This is a genomic window from Flavobacterium wongokense, from assembly GCF_021608265.1.
Lineage (GTDB): Bacteria > Bacteroidota > Bacteroidia > Flavobacteriales > Flavobacteriaceae > Flavobacterium > Flavobacterium wongokense.
In genome coordinates this window covers 86,947-107,835 of record NZ_JAKIHP010000002.1, presented here as the reverse complement: position 1 = coordinate 107,835, position 20,889 = coordinate 86,947, and the positions used below count along the sequence as shown (strand labels likewise).

General features: G+C 38.2%; 19 protein-coding genes. 11 read left to right on the top strand and 8 right to left on the bottom strand.

The features are described from left to right. Positions 1–13: 13 nt before the first annotated feature. From L1S31_RS06495 to L1S31_RS06480, 4 genes are all read right to left on the bottom strand, one after another. Positions 14–865 carry a BadF/BadG/BcrA/BcrD ATPase family protein gene (locus L1S31_RS06495; RefSeq protein ID WP_236463738.1) on the bottom strand — a complete coding sequence of 284 codons (852 nt, stop codon included), beginning with the start codon at positions 863–865 and terminating at the stop codon, positions 14–16. A gap of 109 nt (positions 866–974) precedes the next feature. Next, positions 975–1,982, bottom strand: coding sequence for a type I glyceraldehyde-3-phosphate dehydrogenase (gene gap / locus L1S31_RS06490; RefSeq protein WP_236463736.1), 1,008 nt, complete (start codon positions 1,980–1,982; stop codon positions 975–977). 36 nt (positions 1,983–2,018) lie between these two features. Then, a complete protein-coding gene (gene pfkA, locus L1S31_RS06485; protein WP_236463734.1) occupies positions 2,019–3,005 on the bottom strand; it encodes a 6-phosphofructokinase in 987 nt (328 codons plus the stop codon). 141 nt (positions 3,006–3,146) lie between these two features. Continuing rightward, entirely contained in the window at positions 3,147–7,577 is a 4,431-nt protein-coding gene (locus L1S31_RS06480) for a translocation/assembly module TamB domain-containing protein (RefSeq protein WP_236464434.1), read from the bottom strand. 206 nt (positions 7,578–7,783) lie between these two features. On the opposite strand from L1S31_RS06480, the gene tsaD reads away from it, so the two are divergent. The 6 genes from tsaD to L1S31_RS06450 are packed head-to-tail and all read left to right on the top strand — an operon-like array spanning position 7,784 to position 14,017. After that, complete coding sequence (tsaD, locus tag L1S31_RS06475) at positions 7,784–8,806, top strand: tRNA (adenosine(37)-N6)-threonylcarbamoyltransferase complex transferase subunit TsaD (protein WP_236463732.1); 1,023 nt, start codon at positions 7,784–7,786, stop codon at positions 8,804–8,806. Between the two features lie 3 nt (positions 8,807–8,809). Then, positions 8,810–9,514: a 16S rRNA (uracil(1498)-N(3))-methyltransferase gene (locus tag L1S31_RS06470; RefSeq protein WP_236463730.1), complete on the top strand. Its 705-nt coding sequence runs from the start codon at positions 8,810–8,812 to the stop codon at positions 9,512–9,514. A 25-nt stretch (positions 9,515–9,539) separates the two neighbouring features. Continuing rightward, positions 9,540–11,603 carry a T9SS type A sorting domain-containing protein gene (locus L1S31_RS06465; protein ID WP_236463728.1) on the top strand — a complete coding sequence of 688 codons (2,064 nt, stop codon included), beginning with the start codon at positions 9,540–9,542 and terminating at the stop codon, positions 11,601–11,603. A 10-nt stretch (positions 11,604–11,613) separates the two neighbouring features. Then, positions 11,614–12,258: a DUF4159 domain-containing protein gene (locus tag L1S31_RS06460; protein ID WP_236463726.1), complete on the top strand. Its 645-nt coding sequence runs from the start codon at positions 11,614–11,616 to the stop codon at positions 12,256–12,258. A gap of 5 nt (positions 12,259–12,263) precedes the next feature. Next, positions 12,264–13,442: a THUMP-like domain-containing protein gene (locus L1S31_RS06455; protein WP_236463724.1), complete on the top strand. Its 1,179-nt coding sequence runs from the start codon at positions 12,264–12,266 to the stop codon at positions 13,440–13,442. A gap of 2 nt (positions 13,443–13,444) precedes the next feature. Beyond that, complete coding sequence (locus L1S31_RS06450) at positions 13,445–14,017, top strand: hypothetical protein (RefSeq protein WP_236463721.1); 573 nt, start codon at positions 13,445–13,447, stop codon at positions 14,015–14,017. On the opposite strand, the gene L1S31_RS06445 is transcribed toward L1S31_RS06450, so the two are convergent. From L1S31_RS06445 to L1S31_RS06430, 4 genes are read right to left on the bottom strand one after another with little or no spacing between them, the layout of a single operon-like run. Next, on the bottom strand, positions 14,010–14,669 hold the full coding sequence (locus L1S31_RS06445; RefSeq protein ID WP_236463719.1) for a M15 family metallopeptidase: 660 nt from the start codon (positions 14,667–14,669) through the stop codon (positions 14,010–14,012). The genes L1S31_RS06450 and L1S31_RS06445 overlap by 8 nt on opposite strands. Positions 14,670–14,677: 8 nt before the next feature. Beyond that, positions 14,678–15,166 (bottom strand): phosphoribosylaminoimidazolesuccinocarboxamide synthase, encoded by a 489-nt coding sequence (locus L1S31_RS06440; protein WP_236463717.1) that lies wholly within the window; start codon positions 15,164–15,166, stop codon positions 14,678–14,680. Positions 15,167–15,177: 11 nt separating this feature from the next. Continuing rightward, the gene (locus tag L1S31_RS06435) at positions 15,178–16,482 is read right to left on the bottom strand and encodes an NAD(P)/FAD-dependent oxidoreductase (RefSeq protein ID WP_236463715.1); all 1,305 of its coding nucleotides are present in this window, start codon (positions 16,480–16,482) and stop codon (positions 15,178–15,180) included. 10 nt (positions 16,483–16,492) lie between these two features. Continuing rightward, positions 16,493–16,813, bottom strand: coding sequence for a rhodanese-like domain-containing protein (locus tag L1S31_RS06430; RefSeq protein ID WP_236463713.1), 321 nt, complete (start codon positions 16,811–16,813; stop codon positions 16,493–16,495). A 169-nt stretch (positions 16,814–16,982) separates the two neighbouring features. Between L1S31_RS06430 and L1S31_RS06425 the strand changes: the two genes are divergently transcribed. From L1S31_RS06425 to L1S31_RS06405, 5 genes are all read left to right on the top strand, one after another. Next, the gene (locus L1S31_RS06425) at positions 16,983–17,438 is read left to right on the top strand and encodes a MarR family winged helix-turn-helix transcriptional regulator (protein ID WP_236463711.1); all 456 of its coding nucleotides are present in this window, start codon (positions 16,983–16,985) and stop codon (positions 17,436–17,438) included. A gap of 80 nt (positions 17,439–17,518) precedes the next feature. Continuing rightward, on the top strand, positions 17,519–18,085 hold the full coding sequence (locus tag L1S31_RS06420; protein WP_236463709.1) for a YceI family protein: 567 nt from the start codon (positions 17,519–17,521) through the stop codon (positions 18,083–18,085). A gap of 102 nt (positions 18,086–18,187) precedes the next feature. Then, positions 18,188–18,757, top strand: a complete 570-nt coding sequence (locus L1S31_RS06415; protein WP_236463708.1) for an anthranilate synthase component II — start codon at positions 18,188–18,190, stop codon at positions 18,755–18,757. Positions 18,758–18,938: 181 nt separating this feature from the next. Next, positions 18,939–19,562 carry a TetR/AcrR family transcriptional regulator gene (locus L1S31_RS06410; protein WP_236463705.1) on the top strand — a complete coding sequence of 208 codons (624 nt, stop codon included), beginning with the start codon at positions 18,939–18,941 and terminating at the stop codon, positions 19,560–19,562. Continuing rightward, a complete protein-coding gene (locus L1S31_RS06405) occupies positions 19,552–20,877 on the top strand; it encodes a TolC family protein (protein ID WP_236463704.1) in 1,326 nt (441 codons plus the stop codon). The genes L1S31_RS06410 and L1S31_RS06405 overlap by 11 nt, the downstream gene beginning before the upstream one ends. Positions 20,878–20,889 lie beyond the last annotated feature (12 nt).

Sequence of the window (20,889 nt, the reverse complement as noted above, 5' to 3'; positions counted from 1 at the left end):
AGCAGGCTTTTTTTTATTTGTTTAAAACGTGGTAGGCAATCAAGCCATCAATTGGCCTTCGGAGCACGTTGCCAATTTTTATATCGTATCTGTTGAGCACTTCTGTTAACTCATCAACCAGGTAAAAGGCAATCGAACCTACAAAATGCACCGGGATTTCTTTGTGGTTTTCAAACTGCATGATGTAGTTTTCCACAAAATCCTCCATTTCGGCATAAATGTATTTTTTACAGAATTGCGTGTCCTTATGCTTAATCAAAAATTTGGCAAAGGTTGCCAGGTAAGCATTCGGATTGGGTTCTTTGTAAAGATTATGCTTGATGTAGTCGGGATCGACGTTGTATTCCTCTTCAAATTCCTTAGCCAAATCCGATGGCATAGTGCCAAAATAATAACCTCTGATTAAATGACGCCCAAAACGGTTTCCCGAACAGTCATCCATGGCAATGTAACCCAGCGACTGCACCTTTTGGTGTAGAACATTACCGTCAAAATAACTGCAGTTGGAACCTGTTCCAAGGATGCATACTATGGCTTCCTCGTTCTTAGGTGTTGTTGCATAAACGGCTGCATACGTATCTTCGTGAACCGAAACAATGGCGTGTACAAAATATTCCTGGAATACTTTCGCCAAAAAGTTTTTCATTCGGTCTGTCCCGCAACCGGCACCATAAAAATAAAGATGGGTTGCCTTGTCTTTGTTATGCGAAATATCGAATTTGTCCTCAAGGCGGTTAATGATTTCAGCCTTATCGAGGACTTCGGGATTTAAACCCAGCGTTTGAGTAGTGAAAAGTACTTTTCCGTTATCATCAATGGCAATCCAATCGGCTTTGGTAGATCCACTATCAACTAATAATTTCATAGAATATTATAAATTTTGAATTTACTCCGCTGCGCTCCATACAATTCGGCTACGCCTCGGGTTTAATAAAAATCCCGTCGTCGCAAAGATAACGGGATTTATTTAATTATTATAGTCCGGCTACGTGTACCGATAAATCAATTAATTTGCTTGAATAACCGTATTCGTTATCATACCACGAAACCAGTTTGAAAAACGTTGAGTTTAAGCCAATTCCGGCTTTAGCGTCAATGATTGAAGTCCTTGAATCGGAAACGAAATCCTGTGAAACCACTTCATCTTCGGTAAATCCGATAATTCCTTTATAATCGGTTTCAGAAGCTTTTTTCAACACCGCCATGATTTCCTCATACGAAGTTTCTTTGGCAACCTTAACGGTTAAATCTACTACCGAAACGTCTACTGTTGGTACACGGAACGACATTCCTGTCAATTTTCCGTTCAAAGCCGGAATCACTTTTCCAACCGCTTTTGCAGCACCTGTAGATGATGGAATAATGTTTACACTCGCTGCACGTCCGCCTCTCCAGTCTTTTCTTGAAGGACCATCAGCAGTTAATTGCGTTGCAGTTGTAGCGTGCACTGTCGTCATCAAACCTTCTACGATTCCGAAGTTATCGTTGATTACCTTTGCCAATGGCGCCAGGCAATTTGTCGTACAGGATGCATTGGAAACAATCGTATCGGCAGCGGTTGCCTTATCGTGGTTTACTCCCATTACAAACATTGGAGCATCGGCAGATGGAGCTGAGATTACTACTTTTTTGGCACCACCATCAATATGGTATTGCGCGGTTTCCAAAGTGGTAAAAATACCGGTACATTCGGCAACGACATCTACATCAACATCCTTATCATCCCATTTGATAAGCTTTGGGTCTTTTTCTGCGGTAACGCGGATAAACCTGTCGTTTACATATAGTTTTCCTTCCTTAACTTCAACTTTTCCATTAAAACGGCCGTGTACTGAATCATATTTTAATAAGTAAGCCAAATGCTCAACATCCAATAAGTCGTTGATGGCAACTACTTCTACATTATCCCTGTTCATGGTTTCCCTGAAGACAATCCTTCCAATCCTTCCAAAACCGTTTATTCCTAATTTTACTTTTGACATTTTTTCTTTTTCTATATTAATATTTTGATGTAATTTTTATGTGGTCATGATATCAGAAACCCTCAACAATTCCCTGTCAATTTCTGAATGACCTTTGATGGCGTTTTCCAATGGCGTTAAGGCAACCTTATCGTTTAGGATTCCTACCATATAATTTGATTTTCCTTCCAATAGTGATTCTACTGCTTTTACACCAAGCCTCGAAGCCAGAACCCTGTCATAACACGATGGTGAACCACCACGCTGCATGTGCCCTAAAACAGAAACCCTGATGTCATATTCAGGCATGTTTTCCTCGATGTAATCCTTAAGTTCGAATACATTCTTTCCGATTTTATCACCTTCGGCGATTACGACTATGCTTGATGATTTCCCTGAGGCCTTACTCCTTTTTAACGAATCCAATAATCTTTCCAAACCTAAATCCTGTTCCGGGATAAGGATTTCCTCAGCACCAGCACCAATTCCCGCATTAAGCGCAATATGTCCTGCATCCCTTCCCATTACTTCGACCAGGAATAGCCTGTTATGCGAACTGGCTGTATCCCTAATTTTATCGATGCAGTCTACTACGGTATTCAAAGCAGTATCAAAACCTAAAGTGTGGCTGGTTCCGAAAATATCATTGTCAATAGTACCCGGAATTCCCATTACAGGATAACCAAATTCGTTATTGAAAATCTCGGCACCTGTAAAAGTACCATCACCCCCAATAACCACTAAGGCATCAATATTGGCATTCACCAAATTCTGATGTGCTCTCTGTCTTCCTTCCGGAGTCATGAATTCTTTGGAGCGTGCTGATTTTAAGATGGTTCCGCCTTTGTTAACGATGTTGTTAACGCTACGAGGTCCCATTTCCTTGAAGTCGCCTTCAATCATGCCTTGGTAACCTCTGTAAATGCCAATACATTCAATGTTGTGATAGGCACAAGTCCTAACTACCGAACGGATGGCGGCGTTCATTCCCGGTGAGTCTCCTCCGGATGTTAAAACGCCTATTTTTTTTATATTTTTTGACATTTTTTCGATATTAAAATGTAAAATTAGCAAACAAGAGCCATTGTTTCACCCAATTTATTGTTATATTAATAAAACTGGCGAAATTCAATCGTTTTCGTTGATAAGTTTTTGTGTTATTAGTTTTTAAAGCGGGGCTTTCGGCTAATCATCGGTGGGGATTGCATCTTTATTTGGCTCCGGATCGTCCTTTTTCTTTTTCTTGTCCTCAGGTTTTTTAAACTCCATGCCATCAGGAAGCAAGGAATCGTTGACTTCAATATTGACTTTGTTTTCGTCTATTTTTTCAAGTTGGATTCTTTTGAAAATTTTGTTTACCAATTCCCTGAAGGTATCAAAGTCGACTTCATAGGACATCCCCACTCCCTGCGTATAACCAATTCCCTGGCCAATATAAGTAATGTCATTTTCCTTATTGAATACCCTAAGATTTAAGGTTCCATCCTTGTTTACACGATATTGTACCTCAAGGTCACCCACAATTGCGGTCTCTGTAATTCCGCCAACAGGCACACCCACTTTCCCGTTGACGGTAATCCTGTCATTGATTTTGGATGAAACCGTAACCCCAAAACGGCCATCAGTCTGCTGGCCTGGAGTCCTGTCGGCAACAACATATTCAGGCGCAATCGAAATCTTATCATCATTACCCGAGAAAATATCCTTGAATAAATCACCGGCTTTTTCAAACAGATTATTAGACAACTGGCTTTGGCTGACACCTTCGGGACTTAAGAAACTACCCGTAGAAAGCAGGTATAATGCCTGTGTCTGCCTTGCATCCTTATCATCAAGTTTATACTGAAGTTCCGATTTTAACGTACTGCCAATAGTTGGGAAATTAATATTGAAATCGGGATCTGGATTCATCAAACTACCTCTTACTCCAATAACCACTTCCACATCCACTTTTTTATTAAAAGACGGATTGTCAATCAGCACTGCCGGATTTGCTGTAGTTTTATAAACCGCTTCGAGATTAAGGGTTGCTGCCAAAGGATCACCGGACCAAGTAATGGAACCTCCTTTTTTAACCTTGAAATCCTTTCCGATCAATCCACCATATTTAAAGGTATAGGAACCCGAAACCACAGAGAAATCACCAAACATTTCAAATTTTCCTAGAGTGTTGATTCGGAATAAAAGCGTCCCGTTTCCTTTTCCACGCATTCCGTGGCCACTTTCCCTGTTCAGGATTACTTCAATCGTAGCGACTTCTGTAATATTAAAATTAAAGTCCAGTTCAAGCCCGTTGTAGTTTTTGTTCTGTACAACTTTACCATCCTTGTTTTTTTGTTTGGTTTTCTTTTCCTCACGTGTTAAGAAGTGAATGTATTTGTTGTCCGAAACGGCTTCAGCGTCATTAATCGGAATTTTGATGTCAGTTCCTTTGGCGGATTGGGCATCAACCTTTATCATCAGATTGCTTGTTGGTCCTTTTATCGTTGCCGAACCGTCCATAAATGCGGTTCCGTAATAAGCTGCATCTTCCTGGTCTACCGTATTTAATGCCAATAACCTGTTGGAATTTATAGCCAAATCCAATTGCCAGTCGCCAAATTGCTTGTGTTTGATAAATCCGCTCAGGCTTCCTTTGGTTTTAAATTTGGTATCGATGATATCGGTTTCCCTGACGATGAATTTACTCTCTGTGACATCGACTATCGAATTATTTTCAAAGGCATAATCTGTATTCAGATACGGAATGGTTAGGCCTGCATCGTTGACGAAAAGCCTTCCGTTATAATCCAAATCATTGATGTTACCGTCAATTCGTGCCGTTCCGGAGGCAAATCCGCGGATATTGGTGATTACGTCTCCTCCTATTTTTCCTAACACGCCAAGATTGAATCGGTCAAAATTCAAATCAACATCCAACAAGGTTTGATTGTCTACCACTTGAATATCACCTTCTGCTGTAAATGCCTCTACATTATCATTTTCCAGATTGGAATTCAGATGGAATTTCCGAAGTGTTTCATCTCCCTGAATGTTCAGGTTCATTTTTCCGAGCGCTATGTCATTGACCTTGAGGCTGTCAATTCGCAGTGTTGATGTCGGCTGGAATATCGTATTGTTCTGCTTGAAATTTATTTTCCCGTTTAGGTTCCCATCGAATTTAAATTTATCGACATTGGGCGTGACCTTATTCAGGTTGACGTTGTCAAATGTCAGCTGCAAGTCCTTACTCAGCTTGCCATTCCACATTCCGACAAGGTTTATGGTTTCGTCTCCGTGGGAAATGATCAAATCATTGAAAGAGAAATTTTTCAGCTTTTTATCAAAGACTATTTTATTGTTTTCCGGATTTTCCTTTTCATTCAAAAACCACAGGTAATCCTTGAACTGCAGCTCCGATTTATTAAAGCCCACCACATTCTTATTGTCGTTATTAATCGTGTGGTAAAAATTCAGGTTGTAAAAGTCGTTGCCTTGGTTTCCTCCCTTGAACTCGGTCCTGAATTGCAGCGTGTCATTCGAGAATGTATTAATCATGCTGAAATCCCTGATTTTGTAATGCTTTGTTTTAATGGAATCCAACTGGACATAGGCATTGTACAATGGATTCCTATTGTCAACCTGAACCAAAATATTGTCAAAAGTATTGTCGTAAGCCACAACTTTTGGCGAACTAAAATCGAGCTTGAAATTCTTGCTGTCGGAACTGATATTTCCCTTCAACTTGGTATTCTTTGCAAGTGAAATATCGGGATTAAAGATTTCGATGAGCTTACTGTTAACATCAAAATCAAACTTGAGGTATTGGTTGGGCAAAACCTTATTGGGCTTGTAATTCGAATAAAAACTTCCAAGCGAATTCTCCACCATTTTCTGCAGTTGATTGAACTTATATTTTCCAATTACAGAACCTTCAATGGCATCCGGAGAACTGATGGTTATGGCTCTCTCACCATTCGAATCAAAACTCGAATTGGCACTCAGGTAATCCACAAAATAGACGTCCTTTTTGTTTTGGTACGAGGCATTGGAAAGCACCAGATTCCCTTTTAGGTTGTCCAATGAATTCCCTGTAGCCTTTACCACAATATCACCCTTGAAAACAGAAACAGAGTCCTTGATAAAATTCAGCTTCTGCAGGTTGGCATAATCAATTTTGGAATGGAAATCATAGATGTTTTCCTTTTTGGACAAGTCGAGGATTCCATTGAAATCCATAAACAGATTGGGGTCATTGATATAGAACTTTCCTTTAAATATAGGCTGTTTGAAACTTCCATCAACTATGATTTTGGAATAATTATAGCCATTGTAATTCAGTTGGAAGACATCGCCGGCAAACGAAGTATTGATGTATTTCTGATTGAAACCTTTTCCGTCAACATCAAGGTTCATGCTTACTTTTCCGATGTCCTTGTCGTTGATCATGGCACCAACATCAAAGCCATCGAGAATGATGTTTCCGTAATATTTTGCGTTGTCAATATTACCCAAATCAGACATGTGCAAATCCGATTCAATGATACCCAAGGCTGTGTTCATGACAAAATCGGAATTGATGTATTCCTGAGTGACTTCAACATCTCCGGCAAAATTAATCTGACCCAGTTTCTGTAAGGATGTTGGAAGTTTTTTACCCAAAATGTTAGGCAGAAGCTTCTTCAAATCTTCATAGTTGGAAGAAATCCTTTTGAAATTCCCCTTCATGTAAAATTTACCCGGGCTTCTTGGGAAAAGGTTTTTGAAATTGACATCACCTTTGATGGTCGAGAATTTATAATCCCTTAAAAGCAGGTTTGTTGCATAAAAATCATTCAGCGTTCCGGTGATTTTTGATTTCAGGTAAAACTTCTGGTTTTTATCCAATTCCTTGTAAAAATAACGGATGTCATTGGTTGCCAAAGTCGCGCTGTCAATCTTTACATCAAATTTTACCTTGTTGTTAAAATCGGCAAAATCATGATTGTCCTTGTTGTAATTCAACACCACAAGGCCTTTCAAAAATGATTCTTTGGTAGTTACTTCCAAATCGTTCAACACGATGCTCTTTTTGGTGTAGGTAAATGTGGCCTTTAAATTTTCAACATTGACACCGCGATGATCGTGGAAAGCCATCGAACTGATATTGGTCGTAACATCGGGTCCAATAATCCTGAAATCCTTAACATGTGCGTTGAGTTTGGTAAAATCAACATCCTTTGGGTTTGGTCTGTTTTCATCGAGCATTACAAACCTGCTTTTCGACAGGTAAATGTTGTCGGTCTTCATCAGGAATTTGCCACTGCTCTTCTTGCCGTCATCGAAGGCTGCAATGAATTTATCCAGGTTGGTATCCTTTTCTTTTTTATAAGTTTTTATCTGAAGATAGAAGTTGTCAAGGCGTATATCGCCAAACAACAACCTTCCGTCAACCAACTGCTTGAAGTCCAAAACACTGGTTTTGATACGGTCGGAATAAATCAGGGTATCTTTGTGATGGTCTAAAACCAGGACTTTTTTGAGCTTGACACCGCCAAAAAAAGTAATCGCTACTTCTTCAATGTTGATATTCGTTCCGTATTCCTTGTTGAGTTTGTCTGTAGCATAATGTGCGATTTTGGTTTGCACAAAGGGCATTGAAAGTGCGATGCTGAGTAATAACAATAGTAAAACCAGCGCAATGATAGTGCGGAAAAATATTTTTCGAAATTTTTTAAAACCGTTATTTGTTTTAATTTTTTCCAATTATTCTTTTGACTTGGGAAAGAAAATTACCTTTGTAAAAATCTTTACTTTTGATTTCTCAGATCGATTGTCAAATATAAATCAAAAATTGCGCATTTATGCATACCGGAGAAGTTTTTATACTGGCTATTGAAAGTTCGTGTGATGATACTGCAGCAGCGGTTTTGAGAAACGATGTCGTGCTTTCGAATGTAGTCGCCAGGCAAAGCATTCACGAAGAATATGGCGGTGTTGTCCCAGAGCTTGCCTCAAGGGCACACCAACAGAATATTGTACCTGTAATTGACGTTGCTTTGAAGAAGGCCAACGTTACTAAAAATCAGCTGTCAGCCATTGCCTTTACTCAAGGTCCAGGATTGATGGGTTCACTTTTGGTGGGTTCTTCCTTTGCCAAATCATTAGCATTGGCTTTAGGCATTCCACTGATTGCCGTCAACCATATGCATGCCCATATTTTGGCCCATTTTATTGATGAGGAAGGTTACGACAAGCCGCAATTTCCGTTTTTGGCATTGACCATTTCAGGAGGACATACCCAAATTGTGAAGGTAAATGACTTTTTCAATATGGAAATCATTGGTGAAACTACTGATGATGCTGTGGGAGAAGCTTTTGACAAAACCGCAAAAATATTAGGCTTCCCGTATCCTGGCGGACCTTTGATTGATCAGTTTGCCCAAGAAGGAAACCCAAAAAAATACCCGTTTACCAAACCTAAGGTTGACGGATTGGATTTCAGTTTTTCAGGCTTGAAAACCCAAATCCTTTATTTCGTTCAGAAGAATGTTGCTGAAAATCCAAATTTCATCGAGGAGAATAAAGCTGACATTTGTGCTTCGGTGCAGCATACCATAATTGAAATTTTGATGGACAAACTCAAGCTGGCTGTTGCCGAAACCGGAATCAACCAGATTGCTATTGGTGGTGGCGTTTCGGCAAATTCCGGAATCAGGCAGACGTTGAAAGATGCCGAAGGCAAATATGGATGGAAAACATTCGTGCCAAAATTTGAATACACTACGGATAATGCTGCCATGATTGGAATTGTGGGTTATCAAAAATACCTACATGATAAATTCTCGGATACCCATGTGGTTTCCAAAGCACGAATCGAATTTTAAGCCATGCAGTTATTCTACAATCCAACGATAAATGAAACCCTCACTTCCTTTGTTTTTGACAAAGACGAAAGTAAGCACATCATTAAAGTGTTACGCAAAAAAGAAGGTGATACATTACACGTTACAAATGGTTTAGGTTTTTTATTTGCAACAGAAATCACAATAGCTTCCGATAACAAATGTACAGTGAGGATTGTATCTTTTGAAAAAGAGGAAGCGCCAAAATTCCATCTGCATTTGGCTGTAGCCCCAACCAAAATGAACGAACGTTACGAATGGTTTTTGGAAAAAGCAACCGAAATTGGCATTCAGGAAATCACCCCAATAATTTGTGAGCATTCCGAAAGAAAGATCATCAAAACCGATCGCTTCCAAAAAATTCTGGAGAGTGCGATGAAACAATCCTTGCATTATTACCTGCCAAAATTAAACGAACCAATAGCCTATAAAGACTTTATCAAAACCTCAAAAACAGGACAGCTTTTTATTGCGCATTGCGAGGAGACTTCCAAAAAGTCATTGAAAACAGAACTAAAAACCAATCAGGATGTTACTATTCTAATTGGTCCTGAAGGTGATTTTTCTGTTAAAGAAATAGAACTGGCCATTGCCAATAACTTTATTCCTGTATCTTTGGGAACCACACGCTTAAGAACAGAGACTGCGGCAATTGTAGCCTGCCATAGTGTGGTATTTGCAAACGAATGAAATCAGGAATCAAATATTCGAGAATATGAAAAAACAATTACTTTTTACCTGCCTTTTATTTTTAATCGGGACAACTATTTATGCCAAACCTGAAACCATTTTAGATCCACCGACTGCGACAATGGCACAGGATGCAACTATCTGTCCTGGAAATGTTGCAACGATTACCATAACCGGAACTCCAAATTGCATCGCCTTAATCAGAACAAGCCATCCGGCTCCCGGAGGACCTTCGGCTTTCGGCATCAATATTGGTCCAAGTGGAACGGCAGTTTTCACCACTCCACAATTATCCCAGACCACAGTTTATACGCTGGAAAGGGTTACTGAGTTTTTAACCGGGAATTTTACAATCATTACCGGAGTAACGGTTACCATAACAGTGGTTCCAAATGGCTGTACTACAGTGTTTACCAACAGTATGAGCGGTAGTGGAAATCCTTTAATGAGTTGTAATCCGGGTGAATGCCACACATTGACTGCAACACCAACTCCGGTTCCTTCAACCACTACTTACACCGTTAGCTCAATTCCGTATTGCCCACAAGCGGCATTTACCGATCCAAGTTATACCCAGGTCAATGCAACAAGTGATGACGTTTGGTCACCACCCATTGCATTACCTTTCAATTTCAGTTTCTTTAATCAGAATTTTACAAGCTGCCAGGTTGGGTCAAATGGGCTTATCTCTTTTAACGCGCACGAATATCCTGGTTTTTGTGATTGGAATTTAAATAGTATGAACATTCCAAATCCAACATTAGCAAATCCTAATTCCATTTTTGGTGTTTTTCAGGATATCGATTTTAGGACTGATGGTGGGCAATCCCCAGCAGACGTTTCAATCAATTATAAGGTATTAGGCACTTATCCATGTAGAAAACTTGTGGTTAATTTTTACCATGCAGGACAATTTCAATGTAACCAGACTGTTGGTTTACAAACCTATCAAATTGTTTTATATGAATTATCCAACATCATTGAAGTGTATGTGCAAAACAGGACAAGATGTACAGGATGGGAAGCTGGTGAAGGTGTTATTGGAATCATGAACTCTACAGGAACTTTGGGCTACACACCACCGGGAAGAAATACGAATGACGCCTGGACAGCAAGCAATGAAGCATGGCGTTTTACACCAAGCGGACCAAATGTACCTATTTTCGTTAGATGGTTACAGGATGGAAATGAAATTGCAACCGGTTTGAGTGCAACCGTATGCCCTGTCCAGACAACCACCTATACTACTGAAGCAAATTATATTGTAAGTGGCGTTCCTTATGCTGTGACAAGCTATAGCGAGGTATTAGTTGTCAATGACCAGACTCAAGAACCGGCAGATTTATCCGTTTGTTATGATACGAGTGGAATATATACCGCTGATTTAACAACAAACAATCCAATAATATTAGGCGGTGCTGATCCGTTCGATTACGACATTGCCTATTTTACATCGCTGGCTGATGCCGAGAATTATGCAAACGAGATAACAAATCCTTCGCTTTTCTCATTCACGCAGAATCAAACAATTTATGCAGGAATTGTAAGAAATGAATATGACTGTCGCTATATCAAATCTTTCCAATTGAATATATTGGCTTCAGTAGATGCTCCAACAGGCATTAGCCCACAAACGCTCAACGCTGGCCAACCCTTATCAAGTTTAATAGTTACAGGGCAAAATATACAATGGTATGATGCGCCTCAAGGTGGAAACTTATTGCCAGGCAGTACCGTAGCACAAAATAATGTGACATATTATGCCACCCAAACGGTAAACAGTTGCGAAAGCCGCTCTGTTCAGTCTTCAAGGCTTGCAATTTTGGTGCAGTTAAATCTAAACAATAATGAATTTGACAGCAATGCGTTTAGCATTTATCCTAATCCAACTTCGGATGTTTTGACACTGACTTCAAATGTGGCAGACGTAAAACTGGACATTTTTAATATTTTATCACAAAAAATTGAAAGCAGAGTCATCGGAAGCGGAAATAACACAATTGACCTGTCTAATTTTACATCCGGAATTTACTTATTCCAGTTAAGCCTTGACGGCAAAACCAAGACCTATAAAATTGTCAAAAATTAACAGCATATAAATGATTAAAAGATTTTGCATCTGCTTATTATTATTCGTAACGACCGTTGGCTTTTCACAGGAAATTGCCTTGCTGAAGTATAGTGGCGGCGGAGATTGGTACGCCAATCCTACTTCACTACCCAATTTGATAAAGTATGCAAATCAAACCATTAATACCTACATAAAACCGAAACCGGCAACGGTTGAGCCTGGAAGTCCCGACATTTTTGCCTACCCTTTTGTGCACATGACGGGACACGGGAATGTAGTTTTTAGCGATGCCGAAGTTATCAATTTGAGAAATTATTTACTATCAGGTGGTTTTTTGCATGCTGATGACAATTACGGAATGGACCAATACATTCGTAGGGAAATCAAAAAGATTTTCCCTAATAACGATTTGGTTGAAGTTCCGGCTAACCATCCAATATTTCAAAAACCAAATGTTTTTGCCAGTGGCCTACCCAAAATTCACGAACATGATGGGAAAAGACCGCAGGCTTTTGGTATTTTCGTTGAAGGCCGTTTGGTTTTGCTTTACACTTATGAATGTGATTTGGGTGATGGCTGGGAAGATCCCGAAGTTCATAATGACCCAAAGGACGTTCGTGAGAAAGCATTAAAAATGGGTGCCAATATCCTAAACTATATTTTCAATAATTAAATGTCATGGATAAGTGGTTATTGTCTGCCGAAATCCAGGAATTTATAATTTCGAATGCAAATGCCGACCTTACTAAGCTGGCACTGCAGAAAAATAAATTTCCGAACGCAGACTGGACTATTATCCTCAATCAAATAGCTGCGCGGCAAAAGGCCAAAACCAAACTCCCAACTTGGTTTGAGACTCCAAATATTATTTATCCAGGTAAGATTTCCGTCGAACAGACTTCTTCTGAAAAAACTGGCGAATACAAATCGGGATTGATTTCGGGAAATAATCTTATTGACCTGACTGGTGGATTTGGAGTGGATGATTATTATTTCGCCAAAAAAATAAATCACGTAATTCATTGTGAAATCAATGCCGAATTATCGGCTATTGTTTCCCACAACATTGAACAATTTAAAATCCGGAATATTCAATGCATTTCAGGTGACAGTACCGAAATCCTAAAAGATTTAAATCAAAAATCTGACTGGATTTACATTGACCCTTCGCGAAGGAATGATGCAAAAGGGAAAGTATTCATGCTTAAGGACTGCCTGCCCAATGTTCCTGATTTGCTCGATTTTTATTTCGGTTTTTCATCAAACATTATGATAAAAACCGCTCCAATACTTGACATTGCCGCCGGATTATCAGAATTGAAAAATGTAAAGTCGGTGCATAGCATTGCATTGGAAAATGAAGTCAAGGAATTGCTGTGGATTTTGGAAAAGGATTATTCGGGAAAGATTCAAATTGCAAGTTGTAATTTAGCCAAAGATTCAACAGAGGAGTTTTCATTTGAATATGGAAATCTGTCCATTCCAAGTTACAGCTTGCCCAAAAAATACTTATTCGAACCCAACGCAGCTATAATGAAATCGGGAGGTTTTGATGAAATCACCAACCAATTTGAAGTAACAAAACTGCACCAACATTCGCATTTGTATACATCGGAAAAACGGATTGCTTTTCCAGGGAGGGTTTTTGAGATTGAACAGTGTTTGGAATACAACAAAGCAAACATGAAGGCCTTTCTTGAAAATAAAAAAGCAAACATAACAACCCGTAATTTCCCTGAAACGGTAGAAAATATTCGCAAAAAATGGAAAATAAGCGATGGAGGAAATTGCTATTGTTTTTTTACAACCGATACAAATAATAATAAAATAGTTTTACTTTGCACCAAATTAAAATAAATATGAAGAAGATTGCATTCGCATTGTTCCTATTGGCAAATTTGAGCATTTATGCACAAAAGCCTTGTGAAATTGACACCGACATCAAAGACACCATCGGAACTTATAAATCGACCAAACAATATATGATTTTTGAAAGAAACTTTGCCGGAAATTCGACAAACATCTTTTTTTCATTGATTAATACCAATGGTGTTTTGGGAATTGAGGCGCAGGTATTCAAACGAAGCAGTGAGTTTCTTAAAGCCAGCTGTTTTGATGCCAGCTCTAGGATTTACATCCAGCTTCAAAATGGTAAAATCGTGACGCTTATCCACACAGGGCCTGATTCGTGCGGAACATTGATAAGGGATGATAAAAATGGGAATAACCGAATCCTTACCAGCACCTTTTTATTTGCCAAGGAAAATTATGAGGAACTCAAAGCATCTCCGGTGACTTTCATAAGAGTACAATATGCGGGTGAAACAGTCGATTATCCTTTTAGAAGCGGGTTTGTGTCACTGTTGGATAAAAAAATGTACGATCCGGGAACCTACTTTATCGATTATCTAAAGTGTATCGAAACTAATTAGGGCATTGCCATTTTTGGTTGGAAATTTCGTCTTTATTGCTTCCGTTTAAGTTGTAATGCCACCATTCTGAATCGAAAGATTTAAAATTGTGCTGCAGCATGATTTCCTTTAAAAGTTTTCTGTTATTCAGGATTTCCTCTGAGAAGTTTAGGTAATTATGTCCAGCCTGTTCGCCAAAGAAATCAAATTTGGTTCCCATATCCAGTTCTTTTCCATTGGAGTCCACAAGGGAAATATCTACAGCGCCACCGCGATTGTGAATGGAACCTTTTTTAGGATTCGCGACATAATTGGCATCGGGGACAATTTTCCACATCTGCTTTTGGATTGCCTTTGGACGGTAACAATCGTAAAGTTTGATTCGATATCCTTTTTCCAAAAACGATTTATTGGCTTCCAATAGCGCTTTTACCGTTTTGGCCCTGAGAAAACACTCAGCGCAGGGATATACTTTTTCCTTGAGGAAATTATCCGAAGTGGCATATTTCATATCAAAAACAAAATCATTGCTGTAGTTTTTGAGGTTGACAAAGGCATTGCTGTCTTTTTCTTTGGAAATATCCAATAAAACCTCCGATTTATTGGAATTGAGCTGCGTTGATTTACAGGACATCAGCAGAAAAATTATAAAGAAGCTAACTATTCGTTTCATTAATTTCATTATTTAATTAAGCCTTCGGCTTTCATTATTGATAATGCTTTTTTAGTTTCTTCTTCACCATTATTTAAAGAACCTGGGAGAAGTATTAATCTCTTTTTTGTTTTCCCATTATTATCTTCAAATAAGATTTCAAATCTTGAACGGGTTAAACCTACAATACCCTTTTTGAACTCAACTTTTTTGATATTAGCTCTTTCTATAATTGGAGCTGCTGAATTGTTTATACTTTTCCATATACCAAAAATTAATAATAACGCTAATAAAAAATAAAATATTGCTGAAAAATTATTGCCTCTATTATAGTCTTCATAGGCAGTATAAATCAAAAACACTGAAATAATCCCATAAATCGTTAAGATTCTAGAAATTTTGTTGCCAACGACAACATCTGAAACATTTCCGGCAAAACCATCTCTAGACAAAATAATCTTGTCCTGACTGATATGACAAAAACCCGTTTTGGTTTTAAATACTTTTTCGCTATCCATAAAGTTTTATACTAAATCTCATCACTGGTAAATGTAACGAAACTTTTCTTTTTATATGGCCTGATGATTAATCTTCCTTCACGGTCAAAGGCGATATAATTGTAAACCCAATTGAGGAACACCACAGCCTTATTCTTGAAGCCAATCAACGAAATAAGATGAATAAACATCCAGACAAACCAGGCAAAAACGCCACTAAAATGATAATGAGGCAGATCGACAACAGCTTTGTTGCGTCCAATGGTTGCCATAGAGCCTTTGTCATTGTATTCAAAAGGTTTCATTGCTTTTTTCTGGGACAGCCTTATCAGGTTTTCACCCAAGAGATTTCCCTGCTGAATCGCAGGCTGCGCCATCATTGGATGACCTTGCGGATATTTTTGGGTTTCCATGGATGCGATGTCACCAATGGCAAAAATGTTTTCATAACCTTTCACCTGATTGTATTGGTTCACGCGAATGCGTTCAATCCTTTCAATTAAGGCATCTGCATTCAACCCGGGAACTTTGGCACCCTGAACTCCGGCTGTCCAAATCACGGTTGCCGATTCAAAGGTCAAATCGCTGTCGGTAGTAATTGTCCTTCCGTCATAATTGGTCACACGAACGTTCTTCCAAATCCTAACGCCAAGTTTGACTAAAAATTTTTCAGCTGCAGCTGAAGATTTAACGGTCATCGCATTCAAAACCCGGTCATCGCCCTGAACCAAGTTGATTTGCATTTTTTCAATATTCAAATCGGGGTAATCCTTTTGGAGTATGGCTTTCTTCATTTCTGCCAAAGCACCAGCGAGCTCCACTCCTGTTGGACCGGCACCAACCAGCACAAAATTCATCAATGCATTTCTTTCCGCTTCATCCTTAACTAAGACTGCCTGTTCAAAATTCTCCAGAATAAGGCTTCGGATATTTAATGACTGTGGAATGGTCTTCATTGACATCGAATTGCGCTCGATTTCCTTGTTGCCAAAATAATTGGTTTTGGAACCTGTAGCAATTACCAGATAATCATAATGCAAATCGCCAATTTCTGAGATGATCTTTCGGTTCACCGCATCGATTTCCTTTACAGACGTCAGCCGGAAATAGAAATCCTTATATTCCTGGATTACCTTCCGTATTGGATACGCAATGGAACCCGCTTCCAAACCTCCGGTTGCCACTTGGTATAACAGAGGCTGGAAAGTGTGGTAATTGTGTTTGTCGAGCAAAACAACCTGGAATTTTTGGTTTTTGAGTTTTTTGGCCAATTGAATTCCAGCGAAACCTCCGCCAATGATAACTACTCTGGGATTTTTTGAAGCTGGAATATTCATAGCGAATTATTTAATTTTCTTCGCGAAAAGCAACATCGCCTTTCCAATTTGAAAAACCACCTTCTAAATTATAGGTATTTTCAAAACCCATCTGATTCATGATTGCACAAGCCTGTGCACTTCTTCCTCCGGCTTTGCAATACACATAATAATTTTTGGCTTTGTCTAATTCATCCAATCTATAAAGGAAACCCTGGCCTTTGTATATGTCATTTAAAATGGCGTTGGGAATTATCCCTTCATTCCACTCTTCTTCTGTTCTGACATCTAAGATAACAGCATTAGGATCGCTGTCTAATTTTGATTTCCATTCGCTTTGTGATAAATCCATATTTGATATTTTTTGTCTAACAAAGATAAATCATTGCAAATTGAAAAGTCGTTAACAGCAAGCTAAACTTCTGCACATTTTAAATTTTAACAAAAAAATAACAGACATTTGTATATACAAATAAAATCATACTACTACATTTGTACCTACAAATATTGTACTTGTAATTATGAAAATCGAAGAAGTGATAAAATCAACTATTCCGATGGATATCGCTAAAAGAGTCATCCTGAACTTTACCTACACTCAGAATGTGATTGGGGATAAATTTCATGAGATCTTAAAGCCTTATGATCTTTCAAGAGAGCAGTATAATGTACTAAGGATTTTGCGTGGACAAAAAGGTGTGGCTGCAAATATGTGCATCATACAGGAACGTATGCTGGCCAAAAGCAGTAATACTACCCGGTTGATTGATAAATTATTGCTTAAGGATTATGTAACAAGAGAAGTTTGTCCGGAAAACCGGAGGAAAATTGAAGTTCTAATCACGCAAAAGGGATTAGACATTTTAACCGAATTGGATCCTATTGTAGTAGAGCACGAAAAGCTTTTTGCCAACAACCTGACATCGGAAGAATTGGAACAATTAAACACATTACTTGAGAAATACCGAAGCGTATAAGTATTTAGGGAATGTTAAACTGAGGAATCAAAAAAAGAATAATTAATAATTTTATAATCATAACTAAATAATTAAAAACAATGAAAAATTTAAAAACAATCGCAATCGCATTATTAGTAGCTTTCGGAACAACTGTGGCTACAGCACAAACAAAGAAAATCGACGCTAAAAAAAGTACCATTAACTGGGTTGGAAAAAAAGTAACAGGAGAGCATAGTGGAACTGTTGATTTTAAAGAAGGAAACCTAATTTTCAAAGCAGGGAAAGTTGCTGGCGGTAATTTTACTGTTGATATGACTTCATTAACTTCAACCGATTTATCTGGAGACTGGAAAACAAAACTAGACGGACACTTGAAATCAGAGGATTTCTTTGGAACAGAGAAAAATCCAACCTCAACATTGGTATTCAAAAAAATTGCTGCTAAAGGAAATGGCGTTTATACTGTAACCGGAGATTTAACCATCAAAGGAATTACAAATCCAATAACTTTTGATTTGGCTGTTAAAGGCGATACTGCTTCAACAAAATTGACTGTTGACAGAACAAAATACGGTATCAAATACAGCTCAAAAAGCTTTTTTGAAAACCTGGGAGACAAAACAATCTATGATGATTTCGAATTGAATATCAACCTGGTATTCTAATCAAGGGAATTATTGCTATGCAAAACAAACCTCGGACTTATTTCCGGGGTTTTTTTGTGTCAAAAAATTAACTCATCTTTGCTTAACACAAATAAAATCCCAATGAAAAAAATAGTAGTCATTGACAACTACGACAGCTTTACATTCAATTTGGTGCACTATCTCGAAGCCTTGAATGCCAAAGTTACCGTGTATAGAAATGACGAATTTGACATTGAGGACTTGCAAGATTTTGATAAAATCCTTCTCTCTCCCGGACCGGGAATTCCTGATGAAGCCGGATTACTTAAAAAAGTAATTGCTATATATGCACCAACTAAAAGTATTTTAGGCATTTGTTTAGGGCATCAGGCGATTGCTGAAGTTTTTAGTTCTAATTTAACAAACTTAAAATCACCACTTCACGGAATTTCATCTAAAGTAAAATTGACCAACAATCCTGATTCGTTATTTGATAATATCCCTTCAGAATTCGAAGTAGGACTGTATCATTCCTGGATTATTGAAGGGAAATCACTCTCAAATGATTTGATAGTCACTTCGGTGAACGAAAACGATTATATCATGTCCATCAGGCATCAAAATTTTGATGTAAAAGGGATACAATTTCATCCGGAAAGCATATTAACACCCTACGGAAAAACAATTCTCAAGAATTGGATTGAAAATTGATTTATCTAAAATACACTTCACATAAACATTTATAAACACTTGATAATTAATTTTATAATTATTTATCATAGAATTTATCTATCAATCAGATTTTGTTAATTTTATGTTAAAAATAAATTAAACAAACGTTTAATTTAAACAGTTGTTTAATTTTGTACCCGATTTCTAAAGTATAAAAATCATGACTGAATTTAATGAAAAACAATTAGAGATTCTACAGGTAGCCGAACAGCTGTTTGCAGAAGATGGTTTTGATGGGACTTCGGTTAGGGACATTGCCAAAAAAGCAAATGTCAACATTGCGATGATATCCTACTATTTTGGTTCTAAGGAAAAAATGCTCGAAGCTTTAGTGCTTAATAGGATTTCCGATATGCGCCTGCAGCTCGAGAGTTTATATCACGAAAACATCCCTCCTTTTGCTAAAATTGATAAAATGGTGGAACTCTATATCACCCGCATCAACAAAAACCGTTGCATCTATCAGATTATCCATTTTGAGTTTTCTACAAAGAAAAGAGAATTGAATTTTGAGAGTTTCACTGAAATGAAGCAGAGCAACCTGGAAACCTTTAAAAACATCATCAAGGAAGGACAGGATTCTGGCGAATTCCAAAAAGACATTAATGTGGCCCTACTTCCTCCTATCATCATGGGAACATATTTTCAATTCCACATGAACAAGCCGTTGTATATGAAAATCTTTGATTTGAAAACGGAAGAGGAATACAACAACTACATCCTTACTACGCTTACACAACACATTCAAAAAACAATAAAAGCACTCCTAGTCTATGAAAATTAAAATGCTCCTTATCGCCTTATTCTTTTTGGGATTTACCCAAATTCAGGCACAGCAAAAAAAGTTGATGACTTTGAAGGAAGCTGTAGAAATGGCTGTTAACAACAGTGACGCCGCTTCTCTGGCCAAAGCCAAAGTTGAAACTTCCAAGCTGGAATTGGACGTCACTAAAAACAATCGCTACCCAAGCGTAAAAGCATCGGGGCAATATTTGAGATTGTCAAGCGCACATGTTGATTCCAATCTGCAATCCAACAATGATCCATCAAGTGAACCTGCCAAACCTTTGAAGGTTGACCAATTGATGTTAGGGCAGGTAAATGCATCTATGCCGCTTTTTAACGGTTTTAAGCTAACGAATGCCATAAAGGAGTCCGAAAGTATCTATAAGGCAGAAACATTTAACGAGAAGCATTCCAAAGAGCAAATTGGTTTGGAAGTGGTTGAAATGTTTGCCAATCTTTACAAAGCACAGCAAACCGTTGATTTATTTGAAGACAATCTGAAATCGGCAGACCAGCGTGTAAAAGATTTCACCGCGATGGAACAAAACGGTCTGATTGCAAGAAATGATTTGCTTAAAGCACAGTTGCAGCAATCCAACGTACAATTGTCATTGGACAATGCAAAGAAAAATACAGCCATTGCCAATTACAGATTGGTAACGCTTTTAAAATTACCTGAGAACACTGAGGTTGACATTGATATTGAAGCGGTAAAAAGAGACATGGCAGGCAATATTGGAAACAACAGTCAAGGTGAAAGAAACGATTTAAAATCATTGGAACTTAAAAAACAGGCTGCCGAAAGCGCCATCAAAATTGCAAAAGCCAATTATTATCCATCGCTTTCATTGACTGGTGGTTACATCGCTTTCGATTTGAATAATGTACTGACTGTCACAAACGCAATGAATGTCGGAGTTGGCGTTTCCTATGACTTATCCAATATCTTCAAAAACAGCAAAAACGTAAAACTGGCTAAAAGCCGCGTTAAGGAAACTGAAATTGCGGTTTCGCAACTGAATGACGAAATCCGTGAAGAAGTTTTCCAGGCACAGCAAAATTATGCGCTGTCACAGAAACAAAGCCTGGTTTATGAAAAAGCAGTCGAACAGTCCAATGAAAATTACAGGATTGTAAAGGATAAATACGACAACAGCCTTTCGGATACCAATGATTTGCTTGAAGCGGATTACCAGCAATTGCAGGCCAAAATCAATCAGGCATTGTCAAAGGCCGACGTAGCACAGAAATATTACGAATTACAGTTTGCCACAGGAACATTAACCTCATCATTAAACATCACTCAAAAATAAAATATTCAACAG